Source organism: Bacillus sp. MYb56, assembly GCF_002976445.1.
In the GTDB taxonomy this organism is placed as follows: Bacteria; Bacillota; Bacilli; order Bacillales; family Bacillaceae_G; genus Bacillus_A; species Bacillus_A mycoides.
The window spans coordinates 1-23,375 of sequence record NZ_PCOH01000042.1 but is presented as its reverse complement, the minus strand read 5'-3'; the positions used below and the strand labels follow the sequence as shown (position 1 = coordinate 23,375).

Below are 23,375 nucleotides of genomic sequence, written 5' to 3'. Positions count from 1 at the left end.
AACTTTGTAGTCAATTAGAAACTTCAACAGGAATTTTATTAAGTCCTGAGGGACTTAATCGGCGATTTAACTCGGCTTCTGTAGCCTTCTTTCGAACTGTATTCACTACACTTCTACAAGCTAAAATTTGGGGATTATCTAAGATTTCTCATGCTCTTTCTGCTTACTTTGAGCGTATTCTTATCCTTGATTCTACAACATTTCAAGTGCCTGATCGATTTGCATCTACTTATCCTGGTGCCGGAGGATGTAGTCATAAAGCTGGTGTAAAAATTCAACTAGAGTATGACTTGTTGAGTGGAGAATTTTCTGATGTGAAAATTGAACCAGGAAAACGAAGTGATCAGGCGTATGGTGCGACTCGAACAGGTATGGCACAAAAGAATGAACTATATATTCGTGACTTAGGATATTTTCGTTTACAAGACTTTAAGTCTATTCAAGATAAGCAAGGATATTATTTATCACGTCTTAAGTTACCAACTAAGATATATAGAAAAGAATTCGAAACGGTCGTATTTAAAACAAAACCCGCTCAAATGAGGCCGGTATATATACAAATTCATTTGGAAGACATCATGAACCAATTACAACCTGGCCAAGTGTATGAATTACATGATGTATATGTAGGGAGCAAAGACAAACTACCCACTCGCATTGTGGTTTATAGATGTACAGAGGAGCAAAAACAGAAACGTCTACATGATCGAGCTATTCGTGAAAAGAAAAAAGGGATTACATATACAGAGCGTACGAAACTTTTACAAGGAATTACGGTATATATGACAAACATTCCTACGGAATGGGTACCAAAAGAGAAAATCTATGATTTATATTCACTACGTTGGCAAATTGAACTGTTATTTAAAATATGGAAATCCTGGTTTCAAATTCATCGTTGTAAATCTATTAAACAAGAGCGATTAGAATGTCATCTTTATGGACAACTCATTAGTATCCTATTATGTTCTTCTACAATGTTTAAGATGAGAGAACTCCTGTTACGTAAGAAACAGAAAGAGCTAAGTGAATATAAAGCGATGTACATAATTAAAGATTATTTTTCACTTTTTCACCAGGCATTACACAAAAACACCCAAGAGCTATCAAAGGTTCTCCTTCGTCTGTTTAACCTCCTACAGCGCAACGGACGAAAATCTCATCGATACGAGAAAAAGACAGTCTTTGATATTTTGGGTGTTGTGTATGAGTATACCACTTCTACTCATCAGGCAGCATAGTAAAAAAATTCAAACCCGTCAGGGTTTATTTGATATGCCTACTTTTATAACATCTATAAACGATAATAAAATACTACGTGAAAAGACCGCGTTTTGTATAAAAATATACCTTAAGTTGATGGATGTGTGGTGCTACCCCTATATAGTCACTCTACACCTGCCCTTTAGTTTAAGTGCAATCCTTCACAAATATTAAATTTTGCTTGGGATTCTTATTCCATTAAATGGTCCAATACAAAAGAAAGAGCACAATTCTTATTAGAGAATTGTGCCCAATTGTTGAAAATCAATTAATTCATTTTTTTTAAACTTCCCCCTATTAAATTTCAATAAGTATAGGTACAATCATTGGTTTTTTCTTAGTATGTGTATATACATATTGTCGTATTGATTTTTTTATTTGTTTTTTCATTACATTCCATGAGTTTCTATTTGCTTCTTGTAGCTCGTTAACAGTTTTTATAGTAAGTCGATTAACGTCTCTTCGGAGTTCCGAGAAATCTCTATCCACAAATCCACGAGAAATGGTATCGGGGTCAGAAATCAACGTTCCTTCCGCTTTGCTCATAGTTAAAATAATCATGAGCATCCCATCCTCTGAAAGTTGTTTGCGGTCTCGTAACACAATTTCCCCAATATTATCGACATCCCCCCCGTCTATGTAGGTATTCCCCACCTGTATTTTCCGGGTCTGACGGGCAATGGTATGTTCAATATCGACGACATCCCCATTATTGATGATAAACGTGTTTCCTTGCTCTACTCCAACGGATTCCCCTAACAAACGGTGATGGTGCAGCATTCTAAATTCACCGTGAATGGGAATAAAATATTTTGGTTTCATTAATGTAAGCATTAGTTTTAAATCTTCTTGATAACCATGGCCAGAAACATGCATTCCGGATGTACTTCCTGATCCATAAATCACTTTGGCTCCAAGGGCAAATAAGTTGTCTACGATACTCGTGATATTTCGTTCATTCCCGGGTATTGGACCTGCTGCAAAGATAACCGTATCTTCAGGTAAAATGTCGACACCGCGAAAGTTTCCTGTGGACAGGCGAGCAAGAGCAGCCAATGGTTCTCCTTGACTCCCCGTGCATAAAATGGCCACCCTTTCAGGAGCCATTTCATTGATTTCATGTGGGTCAATTAACATTCCATCTGGAACTGTTAAATAACCACGTTCCATAGCAACCGCTATGACATTAACCATACTTCGTCCAAGCAACGCAATTTTTCGATTTGTTTTTTGTGCTGCATTCACGACTTGTTGAACGCGACTAATATTTGAAGCAAAGGTAGAAAGAATAACTTTGCGTTCGGCTTTCATGAAAATTGCTTCCACATGTTCACCTACTATTTGTTCCGATGGGGTCAAACCAGGACGCTCTGAATTGGTGCTCTCAGATAATAGAAGCAAGACCCCTTCTTTACCGATTGCAGCCATTTTATGAATATCCGAATTTTCATTATTCGCAGGGGTTAAATCGAACTTGAAGTCCCCCGTATGTACAATATTACCCTCTGGTGTGTGAAAGACCATTCCCAAGCAATCAGGAATACTATGGGTCACTTTGAAAAAGCTTACACTCATTTCTCCGATTGTCAAGTTTGAGTTTGAGTTGATTTCAACAAGTTCGCTTTCTCTTAGGAGTTTATGTTCTTTTAATTTGATTTCAATTAATCCCAGTGTGAAGCGTGTGGCATAAACGGGTACATTCAATTTTTTTAAGAAGAACGGGATCCCCCCGATATGATCTTCATGTCCATGTGTGACAATTAAAGCCCTGACTTTATCTTCATTTTCTACTAAATAAGCTATATCAGGGATAATCAAATCAATTCCTAATAAACTTTCATCTGGAAACTTATTGCCACAGTCGATAATCACGATATCGTTTGAATATTCTATTGCATACATATTTTTTCCGATTTCATTCAAGCCGCCTAAGGCGAAGATAGATAATGCATTCTCTATTGTACTCAAATTTATAACCTCCCATTTTAAATATAATCTTAGTATGCCCTTTAGGTTTCCCTTTATCAGTAGGTTGAATGCTCGAGATTCCTAGAAAAAAGGGAACTTTAGACTTGTTTTTACCTAAATATACTGACTACAACATTGATGTCTTCGTTTCACCCATTGTTATCGAGGTCTTTCCTCCCATGGAGACAGCTGCTATTGAAATCACTCATGGTTTTTGATTCTTAATAAAGATGCAATTCTTTTTTAAGAAATGCGCCCGATAATGGAAGATCGTTTTGCAGAAGTCATGCGGCACTTACATTGTAGAATAGCCCTCTAAAACAGAAGAAGCTCTCCTCATACTAATTGCATAGCTTAGGGTGAGAACAAATTCTTCTAAATCATATCTACGTGCATTGGAAAAACCGTTGTCTTCACCTTTAACACTGAATCCACATCTCATCAGAACCTTAAGGAATACTTCAAATTATTAGCTTGATGGACATGGGACGACACCCTAATATGCTTGGATTAAAATCATTGCAAACAGCTAAAAAGGTGATTGTAAGAATAGAAGTTATGCATATAATCAAAAAAGGACAAACTCTCCAAGATGAAAAGTTTGTCCAAAACCATGATCTCTTTGGTTCAACAATATAAAATTCAGTTCTGCTAGGAATCTTTCGTTCTTTTTTCATATCTCACTATTTTTGCATCAGAACTAACAATAGTGAATTAGAATAATGACTTAATACTTGCTAGGACGGTAAGGATACCTATAATAATGACAAATACATTGCTCATTTTCCCTCTATATTTAGCTAGTACAGGCACTTTACGAATTGCATACATTGGTAATAAACATAAGATAGCAGCAACTAACGGTCCGCTAAGGGCATCAATGATTCCAAGAATACTTGGATTTGCATAAGCAACATACCAGCATGTTAATACGACAAAAGTAAGGATCATTGTCTTAACTGTTTTTTCTCCTATATCTTTCCCGCGTGTTTTACCGGACTTAATAATCATGTCACGCATTACTTCATATGCTCCTATATAATGGCCAAGGAAAGACTTTGTAATAGCCACAAAAGCAATGATAGGAGCTGCAATCGTGATTACAGGCGAATTAAGCTCATTAGCAAGATATGATAGGATTGACAAATTCTGTTCTTTTGCCATCATAAGATCATTTGGAGTCAAACTCAAGGTACTGCTCCAAACAAAGAACATAACAACAGCGAATGTCATGATATAACAAACCTTTTGTATTTGAGCACATTTGACATCAGTAGCTTCTATTCCATACGTAGCTCTCTGTTTCATAACAAATGACGAAATCATAGGAGAATGATTAAACGAGAATACTATGATTGGTAGTATCATCCATATCGTTCCCAAATATCCTGTTCCTGTTGAAGCAGTAGAAACACTTGAAAAACTAAGCATTGACGTATTCCACTGTGGAATCAAAGATATTGAGATAAACAGTAGAGAAGCTATGAAAGGATATACAAGCATGCTCATTATCTTTACAGTGATATCTTGACCAAAATTTAGTATAGCGATAAGACCGAGTACTAATACAAGCGATAAAATGGCCCTTGGAGGCTCCTGCATGTGCAATTGATGCACGATAAAACTACTTGCAGTATTTGTAAGTGCAACAGAATACATTAGCACGATTGTATAAATTGAGACGAAATATACTATGTTAAAAATGATACTTGCCTTATTTCCAAAATACTCTCTTATTGTACCTGTAATCCCCTCTTCAGCAGAATTGGAAGCATATATCATTTTAGCAAGCGCCCTATGTGAGTAATACATAACTGGATATGCAAGTAATGTAATTAGTAGTAATGATAATAACCCCCCTGAACCTGCATTAATCGGTAAAAAGAGTACTCCTGCTCCAATGGCTGTTCCAAAAAGGCTCAATGCCCAGGTAGTATCCTGTTTATGCCACTTTGTAGGATCTGGATATTTCTCATTTTTTACTGCAGTATTTTCAGCCTGAAATTCTATTTTTTTTGCAGTATTCCCATTCATATAATAATTCCTCCTTGTGTCCTATTCTTCCGTCTCTTTTTAAGGCTTAGGAATATAGACCGTTCTTGAAAAATGAATTGCTTACAAAGTGCGCCACATCGTGTGTCCTTCTTTAAGTTGATCAAAATCGAAAAATTCGCTAGTCATCAACCTGATGGGTTTGTTAGCTCTTACAAAACACTTTAATTATATAGTAGTATATTTTAGTGATAATGGCTCTCAATATACAGACGTCCTTAGGAGAACAATAGAGAATAGGATTGTTAACTATTTCACAATATTTCCGATAACTGTTTATTAATTTGATTGTTTCTCCCCAAAGATTTTATTTTTAATGGCAATCCCTGTAGGTGTGGCCGCAATTCCGCCTAAACCTGTCTCTCTTAATTCGCGAGGCATCTGTCTTCCAACTCTATACATCGCTTCAATAACTTCGTCTGCATTGATGATATTGTTTACGCCGGCTAATGCGATGTCTGCTGCTGCCAAAGCATTTGCCGTTCCAATGGCGTTTCTCTTTACACAAGGAATTTCTACCAAACCAGCGACCGGATCACAAACTAGACCGAGTAAATTTTGTAATGCGGTTGAGAAAGCTTCAGAAGATTGCTGTGGCGTTCCTCCGGCGGCTTCTACCGCTGCTGCAGCCGCCATTGCTGAGGCACTGCCTACTTCAGCTTGACATCCTCCGTACGCTCCTGAAATACAAGCGTTATTTGCGACTATCGTTCCAAGTAACGCTGAAGTGAATAGAAAATGGATCATATCTTCATGAGTTAACTGCAACGTATCTTTAATACTATATAGGACTCCCGGGATCGTCCCACTCGCACCTGCTGTTGGGGTTGCACAAATAGCCCCTAATGCAGCATTTACTTCATTAACACCGATAGCACTTTGAATCCCTAACACCATCAAATCTCCAGAAAGAGTTTTCCTATTTTCTCGATAGTATTTAATTTTAACAGCATCACCTCCGGTTAAACCGGTCGGAGAAAATACCCCATCGCCCTCGATACTTTTATTTATGGCATTTTCCATAGTCGCTAAATTTCTTTCCATTTTACTCCAAGCTTCTTCATAAGAAGTTTTAGTTTGTTCGATTTCCTGTTCGATTGCTAATTCATAAATTGGCTTTTGGCTTTTATTAGCTGCATCCACAATTTCTTTTATGGTCATATACATATTTTTTCACCCCTTAAAGTAACTAAAGAATAATGACATTAGCTATATTGCTTAAATTTCCCAATTCCTTCTGAACATAAACAGGCAATAGCGAATCCAAAGCGAATGCATATAAATATTTTCTGTTTTCTTCTAAACTATGAAAGTTGTTAATTTCCACATCATATTGTTTAAAGATCCTGCGTAAGACAAATTCAAAGTCAGCTCTTTCGGAAATCGCAATAATAACTGGCAATGGCCCCTGCAGATCTAAGCTAAATCCGTCAATTTCAACATGTTTGACTTCAATTAATCCACCGCCGACCGAAATACCCATCGTTCTAATACTTCGGCTTTCATCCTCTACATATACATCTGCCGTATTTGGATGACCAGCAGGACTATCACCCGCTTTTTCAATAAAGGTAATGTCAATTCCTTTAGATTCTGCTATTTTAATAGCATCTGGCACTTTGCTGTCATCGGCAGCAAATCCTAATATCCCAGCAATAATTGCAAAATCAGTTCCGTGTCCTTTATGGGTTTCAGCAAATGATTCATAATACCTTACCACGACTTTTTTTGGAAGACCTTGAAATAATTTATTGGCAACTGTCCCAATAGCCAAAGCACCTGCAGTATGTGAACTTGAAGGACCTATCATTACCGGCCCAATCACATCAAAACAACTTTTGTATTTAACAACCTTTTTTTCTTTAATAGATGCTACATTCATGTTCATATAAGCACCCCCATAATTTATTATTTTTAATTGCAGTTGAATCTAAGTTATTAGAATGACCAATTCAAAATAAAACCGAGTTGATAACGCTTTCATTTTTCGTGTTAATAAATTTCCCTTCTGACCACACACCTTTCTTAGAGTAATCGTATCAGTATGTCCAATTTTAGAAGGTTACTTGCAAGGTCTTTAGAATTTTTGCACCAGAACTAGGTTTGATATTTTCTCTAGAGGTAATAGATTATCTCTCGACGCCCTCATTATAACTTGTATATTTATGAGTTTAATATTTTTTTATTTTTAGAAAGATTGAATAAACAGAATCTTGAATGGATAATAAATTACACTTGGCATGTAGCAATTGTGTCCATTGTTTGAAGCTGTATTAGTTAGTAGAAAAGCAAAAATAACACAGAGTTCCTTTCATTAACACATTGATTATATTGGAAAATCATTATAAAGATACTTATACTTTCCTTTGTTGAAACATCTTATTTTAGACGTGAAAGCTGTTGCAATAAATGATTAATGTAGATGGAAAGGAATAAATTAATGAAATATAAAATCTTTTTCGGATATTCATGATGCATTTTGCATCTATATACATTTTCAGAAAAAAGGAACTTCTTTTCGGGGTAGAACCACATCGCTATCAAGCTAAGATTCTGAAGACCCCCAAAAACGAAATTTTATCTCGCTACAGTTAGTTACTTATAAGAATTTAGATTTTTTTCGTTTGAGATAACAATAAATTTCTTAACTTGATGGTGATGAAGCGAGACTTCGTTTAGAAAAAGCATCCTATTTGGATGCTTTTTCTAAATGAATATATTACTATCTAACTGCTGCTATTGATCTTCTCAAAAAAATCCAGTAACTTCATCATAAAAAATGCTCCTAGATTTATCTAGGAGCATTTTTTATGAAACAGTATTTTTTATTTGCTTATGAACCACTTTATTATAGCAACCATGTTTTACTACTTGCCTAACATCATCTACTTCTATTCCCATTATCTCTGAAGTATCTACAACAATTGTATTCTGTAGAACACTCACTACATATCCCATTAATTGCAAATTAGAATTTTTACGATATGAAAATTGAACGTAATTCCCAATGGTTACCTTTATTTTATACTCCATTTGGTACCCTCTGAATCATCTTTTTCACTTAACTTAGTGTACCATCTCCAATTGCTGCGTAATTTTTCTGTCTAACTTTTCGGATTCAGTTCATTATATTTTCTACTTTGTCTTTATACACAACATATTCTTTACCATCCACTACTGCTACCACCGCAAATTCATCTTTTGGATTAAATGAAAGCCAGTCAGCCCACATGTTTGTATTTGGTCCTCCACCCCACATATTATGAACAGTGTTTTTAGTTAAATTTATAACTTTATAAGACGCATTTGGTGCATTTGTTCCAGTCTTTATTTCAAATGTGTATGCGTTATGAATTTTTTTATAAAAATAGAAAACGTTTGATGGACGAAGCTGATTCATAAAATCCTGTTCTTTTTTCTCTGCAATTTTTATCCCTTCTTGTAATGTGACAACATCTGTTCGTAATGTTTTCCAACTGTCTTTCGCTGCATTCAAGTTAGGGGCTAAGAATTTATATCTATTTTGATCGGCTTTTTGATTAGTTTTATCAATATGTCCCAGTACGCCCGAATATTGAGAGTCTAAATCATCCCATTGCGTGGACATATAAGTAAGAGCAGTAATAGCATTATCAATCGCACTATGCATATCACTAATATTATGAAACGCAACTCCTACTACACGATTTAATGTTATCTTATAATCTACATTCTGACGTAATTTTGCTAATTCCGGCTCTAGCCAGCCTAACTTACCTCTTGCATCACCTATCATTATCCCACCAGCAATCAATGTGGGAAGAAAGGGGATCTTTACCATGTCTAATCCCTTAGATTCTATGTCTTTCTGATAGTTTACTTGCCCTAAAAGGTCCTCTAGACGCTTTTGATCATCCTCTACCGCAGCTCCTTGGTTTTTTAAAATAGACTGCAAGGTCTCTTTATGGCTCCCAAATACTCTAACATCTTCTCCAATAGCACTTTTAAATTTAGTTAATTCTTCTATTAATACTTTTGCAGACTTTTGATTTTGTTGAATTTCCTCCCGTAAATCCGTAATCCCTTTTTTTAAAGTATCTCCATTCCCAGTATTGATCGCCTCTACTAATGTTTCATAATGATTTTCAAATTTTGTATCGTATTCAATAATACCTGTCAATGTATCTAAAAGTTGTTTTCTTACTTTCGTATTCCATGAAACTGCATGTGCTCTTGCATTCTTTTGATCTTGTACAATTTTACTAGGTAAATCTGCATATCCATTAATAGTAATTCCTTCAAAACTCACATCTGGATTATTAATTAATAAATAAGAATATTCATTCATAGTTTTTACAAATAACCCAGCATCTTGCACAATTTTTTTCATCTGTTCTTCATTTGCTGAAAGAGACATATCTCCATTGTTAGTTTGTTCAATTTCACTTGCAAAAGCTGCTACTGGTGTAACTGGATAAGTTGTTGTCATAGTTAAAAATGTCGATACAGCGAGTATTTTATAAGGGATTTGTTTCATCATTTTATACTTCTCCTATATAGGTTTTGATTTCTAATTCTATTCCTCTTTAAAAGCGACGTCTTTCAATTTTTTTGAAAATCAGCAATACAGCACGGTTATCTTGGTATCTGGGTAAAAATTTTATAAAAACGAAAGGAGAAGTCATTAATGAGACTCCGCCTTTCTGGGGTATAAGGATTTATTAATTGTTGCATTACTATTTAACAACGTAATCATAGATTCTCTATCTTTTAGGTGACTTTGCAACAGAATTAATATTTCCCTATTTTTGTGGAGTAACAGTTTCCACTTTTAATTCCTTTATCCCTTCTTTTAATGTAACAGCATCTGTTCGTAATGTTTTCCAACTGTCTTTCGCTGCATTTAAATTAGGTTTTAAGAATTTAAACTTATTTTGATCCGCTTTTTGAGCCGCATTCTCAATATGCCCCAGAACGCCCGAATATTGAGAATCTAAGTCATGCCATTGCGTGGACATATAAGTAAGAGCGTTAATAGCATCATCAAGTGCCTTGTGCATTTCATTAATATTACTATAAGCAACTCCAACTACGCGATTTAATGTTACTTTATAATCCACGGTCTGACGTAATTCTGCTAATAAAGGCTCTAACTTACCTAAATTATCTCTTGCTACTCCCACTATAATACCGCCAATTATCGGTAGACCCAAAATAGCACCCTTCATTACATTAAACCCATCAGATTCTAATTGTTTATAATAGTTTACTGATCCTAATACTTCTTCTAGACGCTTTTGATCGGCTTCAACATCTGCACCTTGGTTTTTTAAAATCGACTGCAAGAGATCTTTATTGCTTCCAAATGCTCTAACATCTTGTCCAATAGAGTCTCTTAATTTAGTTAATTCTTCTATTAGTTGTTGTGCAACCTTTTGATTTTGTTGAATTTCACCTCGTAAATCTGTAATCCCTTCTTTTAAAGTTTCTCCATCCCCTGTATTAATCGCCTCTACCATTGTTTCATAATAATTGTCAAATGTTGTATCATATTCAACAATACCAGTCAATGTATCTAAAAGCTGTTTTTTTACTTTTGTATCCCAAGTAACAGCATGTGCTCTTGCATTCTTTTGATCTTGTACGATTCTACCAGGTAAATCTACATATCCATTAATATTAATTCCTTCAAAATTCACATCTGGATTCTTAATTAACATATAAGAATAGGCATTCATAGATTTTGCAAATAATCCTGCCTTTTGCAAAGTTTCTTTCATCCTCGCTTCATTTGCAGAAAGAGCCGTATCTCCATTGTTCGTTTGTTCAATTTCACTTGCAAAAGTTGCTACTGGTGAAACTACATTAGCGGTTGTAATAGTTAATAACGTCGATACAGCGAGTAATTTGTAAGGGATTTTTTTTAGCATTTCATTTTCCTCCAATATAGGTTTTAATTTTCAGTTCTATTCCTGTTTAAAAGCAATGTCTTTTGAAATGAATTCTGCATCTTTATGAATATCATTCCAACTTTCTTTAGCAGCTTTTAAATCATCCGGTATTAAAGAGAATTTGTGGTCTTGCATAGAATCGATATTATCCAGTAAATCTGTATAATTTGCGCCCATTGTATTCCATTGCTTTTGAATATTTGTTAGAGACAATATCGCTTGATCTACAGTCTGATATAGATATGCCAATGTGTCTTTCGCGTTAGTAAGCGAAATAACTGCTTGATTAGCACTATCTGCTTTCATACTCAATTCTCCGATTTTGTTAGAAATTTCGTTATAGGAGTCCATATGCTTAGATGCCGTGACACCAGCCGCAGTTCCTAGACCGATACCAGCTGCTCCAAGAGCCGAAAGTCCACCAACAACAGCCGGTGTTGCTGTACCACCAGTTACAACAATTACAACTGCTCCTCCAATAGCTGCAATAACTAAAATAGCTGCTCCCAATCCACCACCAATTGACCATGCTAATACATCATCAAAATGTTTTTTCTGAGTAGAACGAAGTTGCTCAATTTCAGCTTGAAGTTGCGGAATCGTTGCCTGTTGACCTGCTAATATTGCAGTTAATCCACCTTTCCCATCTGGACCACCAACATTATTTTTAAAATCTGTAGAATTTTGATATAGTTTCCCTTTGAAGTCTTGTAGCATCTTAATTACATCTGTAACCTCTTTTGAATTTGTATTAATTGTAGTAATTAAATCACTTATGCCCTCTTTTAGACCTGCCTTATCTTTCTTTTGTACAGTATCTACTAAAGTGTCGTAATAATTTTGAAATTGTTCATCGTAATTTACAATATTACGAGCTGTTTTTTGAATCTGTGGCTTCGCTTTATCTAACCAATAATTCGCATTGATTCGTGACAGTTCTTGATTAAGGTGAATATTTTTGAGCAACTCCCCTCCTTCTGATCCTAAATCGATATTAGATAAATTTACATTCGGTTGCTTAATCATTGTTTTTGCGTACAAATCCATTACAAGAATATGAGACCCTGTTTCAGCCAATGCTTTCTTCAGTCCCTCGGGACCTAAAGCATAATTGCCTACTTTTTGTTCTTGAGCGGTCGTTTCTTGTGCAAATGCATGAATAGTGTTACCAGTAGTAGCAGTTATAACCGTTGCCAGAGTGGCTAAAGTTAGCACTTTGAATGGGAATTTTTTCATAACTATTCTCCTTCTTTCGCTAGATTCTTATAATCTTTATAGTTTTTTCAAAAACGTAATATCAAAATTTATATACCTGTTCTTCAAGGTAACTTATTACATTTTTTAATTGTCTTAATGTATCTTTTTGAGACTGCTCGTTTGTTGCATCAACATTAGTAGATAATTTTGTAATGTTATTTTTTATTAGATCCAAATCTTCTTTATAACGCTTTAGTAGGTCAAGTTCTACATCTACTTGATTTGCAAACGTATGCACATCATTTTGTGTAAGAAGAAGCATTGATTTTTGTAAATCTGCTATTGATAGTTTCGTTGTTAAATCATATATTTTTTGATTTTGTTTCTCTAAATCATCTAAATATGCTTGCTGTTCTGCTGTTAGTTTATTTACTTCAGCGAAGACACCAAGTGTTTTCTTAATCTTTTCAGTATCAATGGCTTTCATCAGGTCATATTCTTGCGTTTTTGTGGCTGCAGCTGCAGCTATTTCACCTTGTTTGCTTCGCTCAATTGCTTCACGAGCTGCTTTTTTGGCTGATTCAATTTCTAGAGCAGTTTTACCTTGCTCTTTCGCTTCTTGCGCTGCTTTTTTCTCTGCTTCTAGAATAGAGTTGTTAATTTCTTTTCCTTTGTTATACGCTGCCATCCCTGCTTGAGCAGCCGGTTCAATAATTTCTTTTGAAAGACTATAAACTTCTTTGAATATAGCAAATCCCTGCTCATTTAAAGCTCCTGGTATTAATGCAATTTGTTGTAAATCATTTTGAATTGCTTTCTTGGTATTTAATAATTCATTTTTTAACTGATCTATTTTCCCTGTTCCATCTGTACTTAGTATGCCTTGTGCTGTTGCCACATCAGTATCGAAATCTTTCAATTTTTTATCAAGCTGTAATTTAAGTTCTGTTAATTCATTAATTTGTCGTTGCGCATTTTCTTGATTCGTCATAGCCATTTCTTGAAGAACTTCAAGTCTATCCAAAAACCCTTCACTATCTTCTTTATTGTCTACATACGATTTTAATGTCGGGTAATAGCTATTAAATTTCGTTACAAATCCTTTACTTTTTGAATTTAATAGAATTAACTGTGGATAGAGTTCTGATGACCATTCCTTCATATCTTGTTTGATTAGGAATTGATTGGTATTTAAAGCTGGGACTTCCTCTAGCTGTACATTAGGACTCATTAAAGATTGATCAATATACGTTTGGATTAATTTAGATTGCGCACCTAATTTTCGTAATGATGAAGAAATATCCATGCTTTCCTGTTGAGTTTCTGCTTGAACGATTGGTGTTGCGAGAGTATTGATAGGAATAGTTGCTCCAGTTACAATGGATGTTATTAAAAATCCTGTCATTATTTTATTTTTCATTCCGTACACTCCTTTACCATTGTTTTTTATAACTCGATTCATATAACTTGTACGCCCTAGCGCTAGGCTCTCTCCTTGCACACGCATGAGGAAGGGGAAGTCTTTCGGATAGGGTGTTATCGTTATTATTTACTTCTAATAAGATCTAAAGATTTTACTTCCCTCTCATTTAGATACTCTATTTTTCAAATAGGAAACGATAAAAATTCATCAGCTATATTTGAATTAGCTGCCCAATGAGTAGTAAAATATTATTTCTCCCCTAGAGCTGCTAACTTACAGAGCCGTGAAGATAGATAAACTATTGCTTCTAGAGTTAATCCTGTCATGACCTTTTTTTAATATCAATTTCATAATATGGTTTTTAGTTTTGTCAGCAATAGCCTTACAAGACTACAAAAGATGAAATTATACTGTACATTGCTTATACTTTTATTGCGGAATAAATTCACTTTTGTTATGCAGTAACTTAAAACACTTTTATTACAAACTTGATCCTTTTGAGACTCTAGACCTCCTGGTAAATTAACTGATTATTAAGAAAATTAAACTTAACATGATGTTACTTGCAACTTCACTATACTCCTATTAGCGTAATCTTCTCCTTTCTGTCTGGTCATACCAGTTATGTTGTTCATTAAAACATTAAATTTTCGATGCGTAAATAGCAAAATTTTGTCGATTGTGCCCGAAAAATTAACTGTTAAGTAAAAAATCGAGCTGAAAATATTATACCAATATAATTAATTATGGATTTCATCTCTGTAATTGTAATGATTACAAATTAAAGTGTATACGGTTAATAAATAACTATTTTAGCTTAACCGAGCATTTTTAATTTTTAAAAAATACTTATAGAATAATTTAATAGGTTTTTTTATACTTTTTTACCTTTATTTAGTTATGTATAATTGCATATAATATAGATATATCAAGTGATATATGTTACATTGTTAAGTTTTATGTAATAGTCTCTAATATCACCTTTAATAAACACTTAACATTCCAACCACTTTAATACTTAACATGAAGATATTAATCTATAAACTTATCCATCGTTATAACTATAGGTTTTAAAATATAAAAAAGCCGCAAAGCTTTCTCGAAAAAACCTTTGCAGCCTTCTGTTTTTTTATTTCCTTAGAAAAATAATGGTTAGTGTACTCTTTAAAATTAACAAATTGGTATAAATCTTTTCATTGTCCTTTAGCTTGGCTATATGTTTCATGGACTCTTCAAGATCTATTTGTTTGAGTTGTCGATAGACACATTTGTCCAATTCAGAACCATACTAATAAATCAAGCAAATAATCGTTATATGAAAAATAGATTAGCCCCGTTTCTCCATTATTTTTACCAACTCACGAAAATTGAAGCTATTCCATTAACAAAATACTATCAGGCTGATAACATTATCTATTTGAATACATATTCTTTTTCTAGATGAATCACATACCCTTTCTAGAGTAAAAGAAACAGTATGCTAAAGTTTTAGAGTTACTTGCGCATATATTAAAGTTTTTGCACGAGAAACTAATACTAAGCTTATATTACGGTATATTTTTCACGATACTGTCTAGGGGTCATGTTAGTTGATTTTTTGAAAACCCTTGTAAAATAACTTTGGTCGTTAAAATTAAGCCAAGCACAAATATCTGATAATGGATATGTAGTGAGTGTTAATAATTTTTTTGCTTCTTCAACTCGTTCCCTTTGAATAAATTCACTTAAAGGAATCCCCACTTCTTTTTTAAATAATTTAGATAAATAAGTAGGGGTAATATCCAAATGATTAGCGAGTTCATTGAGAGATATTCCATCGTAAACATTTTTACTAATATGATTCATACATGTAGTAACCGCATTTGAAAATTTTTGCGCATTGAATTCTTTCACCCGATCTGCAAAAGTACGTAAAGCATCTCCTGACAATCGCCTTACAGAGTCCACGTTATCTAGTTGCTCCATGGTTTGGATATACAAAATACTAAGAGCAAAAGCAATGTCTGGTGGGAGGTTACCTTCTATCGCATATCGAGTAGCTAAAGTAATAGCAATAATTCCATGATTTTTTTGGTTTCTGAGTGGATCCGCTGTTAAAATTAATTCAACATCTTCTTGCGAAACTGCATACATATATTGCAACAACTTCTTTTTATTTCCTTCTTTGATTGCTGAAAAATAATTATGTACTAATGCCATGTTGTGAGTTTTAGGTTTATTTTGTTGACGTTTTAAAATATATAGATCAGGTTTCACAATTTTATAGGGAACTTCCTCTAGCACTTTATTTTTTTCTAAAACGATATCTACATCTAATTTTTCATTGAATATCATGTAATGTAATAAAACTCCCATATCAATTAAAGTAGTTTTTTTAATCTCAGGTAGGCACTGATAATAGGCTAGTCTTTCTTGAATATTATTATTTGAGTTAAATTCTTTCCGAAGTTTAAAAGTTATATCATCTGGGCCCTTTGGATGTATAGTGGGACCGATTATAATAGTCCCTTTTATATAATCATGATTTGCTATATGAATTAGGACGAAATTTTCAAGATAACTGTTACATCTGAAAAGGGGCAAATTATTGGGATCATTTTCTTGATAAATGTCACTAAGATGTTCTTCTTTAGAAGAATAAAAAGGACTACAAACATCATCAGAAGTAGAATGACATAAGATTTTTTTGTCTGTAGATAAAATGTGAACAGGTACATTAAAGGCTTTATGTGCGAGATCACACAAGTGTTGTATATCGATGGAATTATTCATTACCTTCTCCTTTTAATTAGATTAAATGATAAATTTTTACATTGTTCCTTTATAGATTCATAAATTATTTTCCGTCAGGTATAACTTACGACAAAATATTACTATAAAATATCAAAATAGTACAATTCACGACAAAATATTACTATATTTTTTTATGAAAATCATATATTATTTATTTGTAACTAGCATCTAAATATCGAAGTAGATAGGAAAAGGGTGAAAGACACTTTATCTGAGTGTAAAGAAATAGATCTTTTTCTTGTAATTTTCTAAACGACAGAGAAATGAGCGGAGGTCGTTTTTGGATTCTACAAGATCCTATCATAGAATCCAAAAAAAACAGTGAAGAACCTTCAAAATAAAAATACAGAAATAGGGGATGAACTGGAGTATACGATTCGAACAAGAAATACGCTTCTTGCTAGTCATGTGAAAAATCTAACCATTGTGGATACATTGCCAGAAGGATTTGAATATGTCCCAGGTACATTACAAGTAGATGGCCAAACAGTGACAGATACAGTCGACACAGACAAGGGTGAATTTGAAGCAAGAAAAGCAATTGGCAAATTTGGAGATGTGACAAATACAGAGTGGTAGTCTATGCGAGGGCCAAGCTGGAAAAGAGATTCAAAATACAGCGAAAGTCATAGGAGACACCGTACCATCACAAGTACCAACAGTCAAAATTCCAATTCAATCACTTGGACAGATTTAGATTGAGAAAGTGGATGCTGCTTCAAATGTAAAACTGAAAAAATGCTGTGTTCCAAATTTTAGACAAAGATGGTAAAAAGGTTGAGGAATTAACAATAGATGGAAATGGTAAGGCTACCTCTGAACCACTATGCTTGGGAAAGTACACATTGGAAGAAATTCAAGCACCAAATGGATATATGTTATTTAGAGATCCATTTGAGGTAGAGGTTCCATCATCAGCATAAAAAATAAAAGTAGAAAACACTAAAAATGAATGGAATATTCCCAATACGGGCGGTATAGTGACAACTATTTTTTATCTAATTGGAACTATATTAATGGTCGTAACATTAGTTTTATTTTTCCGCAAAAGAGGAAGAAATAAATAGATTTCAAAATTAATAGAAATAGCAAGTGAGACAAGATATATGAAATAGATCTTTAGTATGTTGATAATCTTTGTATTAACAGTCTCTATGCTACCTAGCTTTATTATCGCATAACATAATATATTATTAATCTTCTGAGTACAAGGATTGTTAATTAACAAAAAACAGCACCTCTAATTAAGAGGTGCTGCAATATAAAGCCAAAGTAAAAGTAGACAATAGACACTTAGTTCACAGTAAAATGACCTCAAAACAGTAGTTACTGCAATACCTGAACTTGTTCACTCTATAACAAAAGAAGTGTCAATTAGGGATTATTACCTTAAATCCATTATTGTATTAGGCATTCTTTGTATGATACTTTTTATTGATAAATATCTATGGCTACTTGAATTTTTTACTTCATTTTTAATTGATAATCAGATTACCTATAGAAAGTGTATTACATGAAATTGGTTAAGTATTATACACTTAAAATTACGAACGAAAACAAAAGTACGTTTAACCACCTTTTTACCCCTCTTATAGGACTCTATTTCGATCGATACATATAGTATTACCCTGATCGATAAAAAAGCTTACAAAGGAATCTGAGAGAACGATTTTTGGATTCATAATCATTTTTTGAACTTCATGTAAATAAAAGGGAAAAATAATCTGTGTTTATATACTTTTTTATTATCTCTTTAACTTAGTGTAATCTATATTGCCCCGTTAATTGTTCCTCAGCCATTCGAACTAAGCGTTTTGTAATTTCTCCACCTACAGAATTATTTTCACGTGCTGATATCTAAGCCAAGTGTCCCCCCTAATTCACTAGTCATCTCTAAACTTATCTACTCAAATACATTTAATTACAGGAGAAATTAAAATATCATTACAGTATTCGATCATCCCCTATTTTATTTTTCGTGCGAATAAAGCCTTATTTAATTATGTAAAAAACATATAATTAAATAAGGCTTTTAATGTTGTGAATTCACACTAAAAGATCTGCAAATGAGGTACCCACATTATTTTTCCGTTTCATGTGCTTTTCTAAATAAATCTTTGTCGTTTGAATGTTTTCATGCCCCAGCGTTTGCATTAAATGATACAAATCAGCATTTCCTTGTTCAACTGCCATGATTGCAAAAGCATGACGAAATGTATGTGCTGTTACAGGATTTTCACGATACTGTAGAAACTCTAAGTTTGTCTTTTTAATCATATCTGTTACCTGGTTCGATAACGTTTTTGAATTATAAAAGTATCCTCTTTGGTTTACAAATAAAGGACTTTCATCTCCTTGATCCAATACTGTTTTGAATCCTCTTCTTCGTCTCATTTCACAAATGCACTGATATAAATGTTCTGAAATGAAAAGTTCACGTACTTTATCCCCTTTTCCAGTGACTTTTAACCAGTACTTTCCGTCATAATGTAAATCTTTCACTCTCGTGGTGCACAATTCTTGAATTCTTGCACCGGTACTTGCTAAGGCCAGTAAAATTGTATAGTTTACTAAATGTCCTCTTTCTTTATAAAACCCTAAGATTTTCATAACCTCATCATAAGATAAGTCTCGATTTGGCCGATCTTGTTCATTTACATTAGCGCGCTGCAGTTCTTCATGAAGAGGTTTTTGTATAAAAGCAAATACGTGAAGGTGTTTTAAGAAAGAACGAATTAATACTGTTTTCTTGGCAAGTGTTGCAACTGCATATGTGTCCCCATTCCTACCGTTCTCTACTTGTTTCAACCAGGAGTTATATTTACGAATATGCCAAGGTTGTAAGGTTTTTAATAAAGAGGTATTTTGCTGTACCTCTTCCCCATTTAATTTAAACTCTTCTGCATGCTGCACCATGCACTGACAAAATGACAAGATTTCAGACACATAACTCTTTTTCGTATCCTCTTTTCTATTCTTCTTCTCATCCATATCTTTTTGTAAATGTACGAAATGATAAATGACTTCCATGTCACTTAAATATGTATATTTACTCTTTCCCTCTTTTTCTGCAACCTCCATCTGCTCTTCCACTTTATCTACATAACGATTGTTATGCAGGAATGGAACGATATCTCTTATATTCTCTACATATGTATCTATATATTCACTTTGATTATTTATATTAGGTAAGTTTTCTCTTCCACTTTCATTATCCATATTTCAAATTCACCTCTCCTATTGAAGATTATGAATATAATTCTCTTTATTATCTCTACTTATCATTTTATTTCACTTCTATCAATTATACAAATGATAATTCATATTCTTTCTGTAAGAACACTATATTCTTCTTCATTTACCTATAACTATATTTTTTTATAATTTATTAGTAAATAGATATTATTTAAAAGTCAATAAAATAATTCTCATTAGACAGATACAAATAAAACACAATTAAAAATCTATTAATATATAAAATGTTTTATAGAGATTTATAAAACACAAAAATGTATATATGGTTTAATAAAACCTATTTCTTATTTTAAATATTAATCAGATTCTGATATGATATATACATATCTAAAATATTAGCAATCAATGGTTATGGAGGTGTCTTTTCATGACACAAGATTTATTGTTTATTACAAAACCTACTGTAACGACAAAAGAGGCAGCCGACTTATTAGGAGTAACGGTACAAACAATTTTAAAGAAAGAAAAAGATGGATTAATAGAATGTGTATATAAAGATAACTGGAAGCAATTCGGTAGTAAGATTTTCTATTTAGAGGATATTGAACGTTTAAAAAATGTCGAAGAGGTTGAGGGCTATAGCACAAAAGAAGCTGCTGAAATTCTTAATGTAGCACCATCTACAGTCTTTACATATATCAAATCTGGAAAATTACCTGCTTCAAAGATTGAAAAACGCGGAAAAGAAGTATATGTCATTGATAAAGGCGACCTTGAAACTTTTCAACTTACTTATGAAAAAACTACATCAAAAGAGCGAAAAACATTCATTACTAAGATTCAAGATGAAGATATATATTTATATCAATTATTAACACATCAACATACCGGAAGAACAGCTAGGGTAATAAAGATCAATGGAGCAGATGGCAAGATTCTTACAGAGGACGAAGAAATTATCCTTCTATCCACTTATAAGGAGCATGATTATTCCTTTGAACCTTTCCATAAACAAGCGGTAATTACGAAACGAGGGTATTTATCTTTTTCATTTAAAAAACCTCAACTATTTAATTCCATCACTTATAATCTAATAAACTTATTTTATAAAGAGCTAGGTGTCACAAATATGCGATTGAGTATTTCATCAGATACTATCAAATTAGAAATTAAACCTTTCGTATTACAAGTAGATCCATTGCAATTTCAAGAAGAAATTAAATACTTACATTCTCATATGAAATCCGGCACAATACTTCCACATGTAGAAGGGATTTACTTTAAAAGTAATGTAGAGCCATTAACTTTTCATGCAAATCATGAATTTAAACAAAAAGTAGTTCAAATGGCAGCGGATGCTGGTATAGGACAGGAAGAATTCTTATTACAAGCTGTAAAATCTTATATAAAAAATTTAGAACAGCAATAAATTTTTTTAATTAGAAGAAGCGTAGAAATCAAGTCTATTTCTACGCTTTTTAAATTTATTAATTTTAACTTAATTCTCTTTTTATTTTACACTATTACTTATTTCTATTTGCATGTGGTTTAACCTATTGTAAAAACAGTTTCTGAAATTTATTTTAACAAGTAAAACTACTTCTATAGATTTCCTGTAGTTTTGAATAAGTTTTATTCCAAACTACATACAGCAATAAATTCAATTAAATAAAAAAACAGGGTTTCCCTATATAAATTGTAATTAGATAATATATGTAATGGTGACAGTATTATTTGTTACAGGAAGCAAGTGCTCTTTTATTTACGATAAAATGGAATTATTATTATTTATTTCTCAATATTTAATATATTGAATTAAATTCTCTTTATTGGTATTATAATGGTGACAGTTTGTTTCTAATGCTTTAGTTTAAGGACCTGTTTTAATACATCAGGTCCTTCTTAATTTTCTCACTAATAAGATAATTTTTTTAACTTCTTATTTTTTAACTAGATAGCATATTTTATTGTATAAAGACTTTCCACCCATAGAAATCTACCTTTTTTAAGAGTATGCTTATATGCTTGTTCTTCCCACTTGCTATGAAATAATGGTTTTGTTTCATTTTTTATACACCTAAATTTCCATAAACATCCCCATTTATTTCAAACTCATTCAAGTCTTTAATAAGATACAGCTTTAATAAGCTAGCAAATCCCTCAGTCTTAAATACCAAACATGGATATAACCAATCATAGTACCTTCAATTATTTATGTATTTTCACTTTCTACTTGAATACTACCCGAATCAGCTCTTTATAGATCCAATTTAATTTTTTCATAGGTTTGCATACCAAATGAACTCTACCTGGTTTCAATTTTTAAAATTATGCTATACGATTGTGAAACATAGAAAAATTTCACACAGCACCTAAGATATCAAGGCTATCTCTTTCTCATTTCTTTAGAATTTCCGTCTGTTTTTCTATAAGAAATTAAACAGCTGTGTTAATAGCCTTATTAATTCTTTAGTTTCTTTTATCAGAGATACACTTGATTAAGATACACACTAGCTAAATGTTTTTATACTTGAAAATGGATATTGGAGAATTTGAAATAACTGGGGTTTTATAAACTTTTTTAAAAGTAATAAATGATTATAATAATCATTTTGACTAGTAATCTAAATTATAAATAAAAAGAGAAGAACCCACCATAGTTCTTCTCTTTTTATTTATAATTTAGGGTTTTCATATCCACCGATATGAATAGAAGTAAATTAATGGATGAATAATTTACTAATAGAATTATAACATAATAAGCAAAAGCTTTTATATGCAATATTACATATAAAAATTCAATTTTCAAACACCCGCATTTTATAAAATATTTAAATTAAATATCTTAAATACGAATTATTGGTATTTGGGATATTATAAACTAACATAACAATTCACTTAGTTGCTTTTTGATAATTAAACAGATAATAAAAAAGCAACTCGGATTGGGGTTCGAGTTGCTTTTTTAAATAATGCTTATATATGTATTATAACATTTCGCGTAATAAATCCAATACTAATAGAACTAATCTTCATATTTCTCAATATTTTCAGTTTTATATTACTGCTCTTTAGCGTTGGGAAAACTATTGTATTTACCAAAAATCCATTAAAATTTCTTCAATAATATGCCTCTTAATGAATGATAGAATGTTATACTATTTCATAAGTATAATTGCTTTTACAATTTGTTGAAAATATATACTCAATAACTTTTGATCATCCGATGCTCTTTTCATAATATAAATTCCTCCTTTAAAAGTTTTTATCACACAATATTTTATATCTATATCTGAATACATTTATAATACTAAACCCTAATTCAACTTTCCATTTCATCTGTAATGGAAAAAGATTATATTTTTTCTATTTGAAACTAATTTAAAAGGATTTTTTATCAAATGAAAAATACCGTTATTCAAACTAAATCCGCTCACATGATTGGAACGGAAAATAGCGTTAAGGAAACAACTACAAATTATTTACAAGCAATATTAGAATTGAACTACCCCCACTTTCACTTCGTTTAGAAGTGAGGGATTCCTAAGTAAAGA

The 23,375-nt window shown here is 32.6% G+C and carries 16 protein-coding genes and 2 pseudogenes; 6 read left to right on the top strand and 12 right to left on the bottom strand.

Features of this window, described 5'->3' with window-relative positions:
• Positions 1-1,241 (top strand): IS4 family transposase (locus CQ058_RS27765; RefSeq protein ID WP_105590093.1); only part of this gene is annotated, 1,241 nt, incomplete at its 5' end.
• A 319-nt stretch (positions 1,242-1,560) separates the two neighbouring features.
• Here CQ058_RS27765 and CQ058_RS27760 read toward each other — a convergent pair.
• On the bottom strand, positions 1,561-3,231 hold the full coding sequence (locus CQ058_RS27760) for a ribonuclease J (RefSeq protein WP_002191522.1): 1,671 nt from the start codon (positions 3,229-3,231) through the stop codon (positions 1,561-1,563).
• Positions 3,232-3,729: 498 nt separating this feature from the next.
• On the opposite strand from CQ058_RS27760, the pseudogene CQ058_RS33095 reads away from it, so the two are divergent.
• Positions 3,730-3,870 (top strand): annotated as a pseudogene (locus tag CQ058_RS33095) (IS6 family transposase); the annotation flags it as partial.
• A 75-nt stretch (positions 3,871-3,945) separates the two neighbouring features.
• Here CQ058_RS33095 and CQ058_RS27750 read toward each other — a convergent pair.
• From CQ058_RS27750 to CQ058_RS27710, 9 genes are all read right to left on the bottom strand, one after another.
• Positions 3,946-5,265, bottom strand: coding sequence for an aromatic amino acid transport family protein (locus CQ058_RS27750; protein ID WP_105590092.1), 1,320 nt, complete (start codon positions 5,263-5,265; stop codon positions 3,946-3,948).
• A 297-nt stretch (positions 5,266-5,562) separates the two neighbouring features.
• Complete coding sequence (gene sdaAA / locus CQ058_RS27745; protein WP_002191525.1) at positions 5,563-6,450, bottom strand: L-serine ammonia-lyase, iron-sulfur-dependent, subunit alpha; 888 nt, start codon at positions 6,448-6,450, stop codon at positions 5,563-5,565.
• A 22-nt stretch (positions 6,451-6,472) separates the two neighbouring features.
• Positions 6,473-7,171 (bottom strand): L-serine ammonia-lyase, iron-sulfur-dependent subunit beta, encoded by a 699-nt coding sequence (sdaAB, locus tag CQ058_RS27740; RefSeq protein WP_078177208.1) that lies wholly within the window; start codon positions 7,169-7,171, stop codon positions 6,473-6,475.
• A gap of 920 nt (positions 7,172-8,091) precedes the next feature.
• Positions 8,092-8,316, bottom strand: coding sequence for a hypothetical protein (locus CQ058_RS27735; RefSeq protein WP_002191527.1), 225 nt, complete (start codon positions 8,314-8,316; stop codon positions 8,092-8,094).
• Between the two features lie 85 nt (positions 8,317-8,401).
• Entirely contained in the window at positions 8,402-9,802 is a 1,401-nt protein-coding gene (hblB, locus tag CQ058_RS27730) for a hemolysin BL regulatory component HblB (protein WP_105590091.1), read from the bottom strand.
• Between the two features lie 262 nt (positions 9,803-10,064).
• The gene (hblA, locus tag CQ058_RS27725) at positions 10,065-11,192 is read right to left on the bottom strand and encodes a hemolysin BL binding component B (RefSeq protein ID WP_078177206.1); all 1,128 of its coding nucleotides are present in this window, start codon (positions 11,190-11,192) and stop codon (positions 10,065-10,067) included.
• 36 nt (positions 11,193-11,228) lie between these two features.
• Complete coding sequence (gene hblD, locus CQ058_RS27720; protein ID WP_105590090.1) at positions 11,229-12,449, bottom strand: hemolytic enterotoxin HBL lytic component L1; 1,221 nt, start codon at positions 12,447-12,449, stop codon at positions 11,229-11,231.
• Positions 12,450-12,510: 61 nt separating this feature from the next.
• Positions 12,511-13,830 carry a hemolysin BL lytic component L2 gene (gene hblC / locus CQ058_RS27715; protein ID WP_105590094.1) on the bottom strand — a complete coding sequence of 440 codons (1,320 nt, stop codon included), beginning with the start codon at positions 13,828-13,830 and terminating at the stop codon, positions 12,511-12,513.
• Between the two features lie 1,545 nt (positions 13,831-15,375).
• Positions 15,376-16,605, bottom strand: coding sequence for a helix-turn-helix domain-containing protein (locus CQ058_RS27710; protein WP_002191533.1), 1,230 nt, complete (start codon positions 16,603-16,605; stop codon positions 15,376-15,378).
• A gap of 342 nt (positions 16,606-16,947) precedes the next feature.
• Between CQ058_RS27710 and CQ058_RS27705 the strand changes: the two genes are divergently transcribed.
• The 3 genes from CQ058_RS27705 to CQ058_RS32470 all read left to right on the top strand — a co-directional run bounded on the left by CQ058_RS27705 (position 16,948) and on the right by CQ058_RS32470 (position 17,693).
• Complete coding sequence (locus CQ058_RS27705) at positions 16,948-17,205, top strand: isopeptide-forming domain-containing fimbrial protein (RefSeq protein ID WP_002191534.1); 258 nt, start codon at positions 16,948-16,950, stop codon at positions 17,203-17,205.
• Positions 17,206-17,369: 164 nt separating this feature from the next.
• Positions 17,370-17,549, top strand: a complete 180-nt coding sequence (locus CQ058_RS32475) for an MSCRAMM family protein (protein WP_050551326.1) — start codon at positions 17,370-17,372, stop codon at positions 17,547-17,549.
• 57 nt (positions 17,550-17,606) lie between these two features.
• Entirely contained in the window at positions 17,607-17,693 is an 87-nt protein-coding gene (locus tag CQ058_RS32470; protein WP_232301888.1) for an LPXTG cell wall anchor domain-containing protein, read from the top strand.
• Positions 17,694-18,384: 691 nt separating this feature from the next.
• On the opposite strand, the pseudogene CQ058_RS27695 reads toward CQ058_RS32470, so the two are convergent.
• Both CQ058_RS27695 and CQ058_RS27690 read right to left on the bottom strand, forming a co-directional pair.
• Positions 18,385-18,520, bottom strand: a pseudogene (locus CQ058_RS27695) (alpha/beta-type small acid-soluble spore protein); the annotation flags it as partial.
• 152 nt (positions 18,521-18,672) lie between these two features.
• Positions 18,673-19,845, bottom strand: coding sequence for a tyrosine-type recombinase/integrase (locus CQ058_RS27690; protein WP_105590089.1), 1,173 nt, complete (start codon positions 19,843-19,845; stop codon positions 18,673-18,675).
• A gap of 403 nt (positions 19,846-20,248) precedes the next feature.
• Between CQ058_RS27690 and CQ058_RS27685 the strand changes: the two genes are divergently transcribed.
• Positions 20,249-21,250, top strand: coding sequence for a helix-turn-helix domain-containing protein (locus tag CQ058_RS27685; protein ID WP_002191537.1), 1,002 nt, complete (start codon positions 20,249-20,251; stop codon positions 21,248-21,250).
• Positions 21,251-23,375: the final 2,125 nt, after the last annotated feature.

Bases quoted from the DNA above. Each gene is read 5' to 3' on its own strand.
- CQ058_RS27750 (WP_105590092.1), bottom strand. From the start codon at position 5,265: ATGAATGGGAATACTGCAAAAAAAATAGAATTTCAGGCTGAAAATACT.
- sdaAA (WP_002191525.1), bottom strand. From the start codon at position 6,450: ATGTATATGACCATAAAAGAAATTGTGGATGCAGCTAATAAAAGCCAA.
- sdaAB (WP_078177208.1), bottom strand. From the start codon at position 7,171: ATGAACATGAATGTAGCATCTATTAAAGAAAAAAAGGTTGTTAAATAC.
- CQ058_RS27735 (WP_002191527.1), bottom strand. From the start codon at position 8,316: ATGGAGTATAAAATAAAGGTAACCATTGGGAATTACGTTCAATTTTCA.
- hblB (WP_105590091.1), bottom strand. From the start codon at position 9,802: ATGATGAAACAAATCCCTTATAAAATACTCGCTGTATCGACATTTTTA.
- hblA (WP_078177206.1), bottom strand. From the start codon at position 11,192: ATGCTAAAAAAAATCCCTTACAAATTACTCGCTGTATCGACGTTATTA.
- hblD (WP_105590090.1), bottom strand. From the start codon at position 12,449: ATGAAAAAATTCCCATTCAAAGTGCTAACTTTAGCCACTCTGGCAACG.
- hblC (WP_105590094.1), bottom strand. From the start codon at position 13,830: ATGAAAAATAAAATAATGACAGGATTTTTAATAACATCCATTGTAACT.
- CQ058_RS27710 (WP_002191533.1), bottom strand. From the start codon at position 16,605: ATGAATAATTCCATCGATATACAACACTTGTGTGATCTCGCACATAAA.
- CQ058_RS27690 (WP_105590089.1), bottom strand. From the start codon at position 19,845: ATGGATAATGAAAGTGGAAGAGAAAACTTACCTAATATAAATAATCAA.
- CQ058_RS27685 (WP_002191537.1), top strand. From the start codon at position 20,249: ATGACACAAGATTTATTGTTTATTACAAAACCTACTGTAACGACAAAA.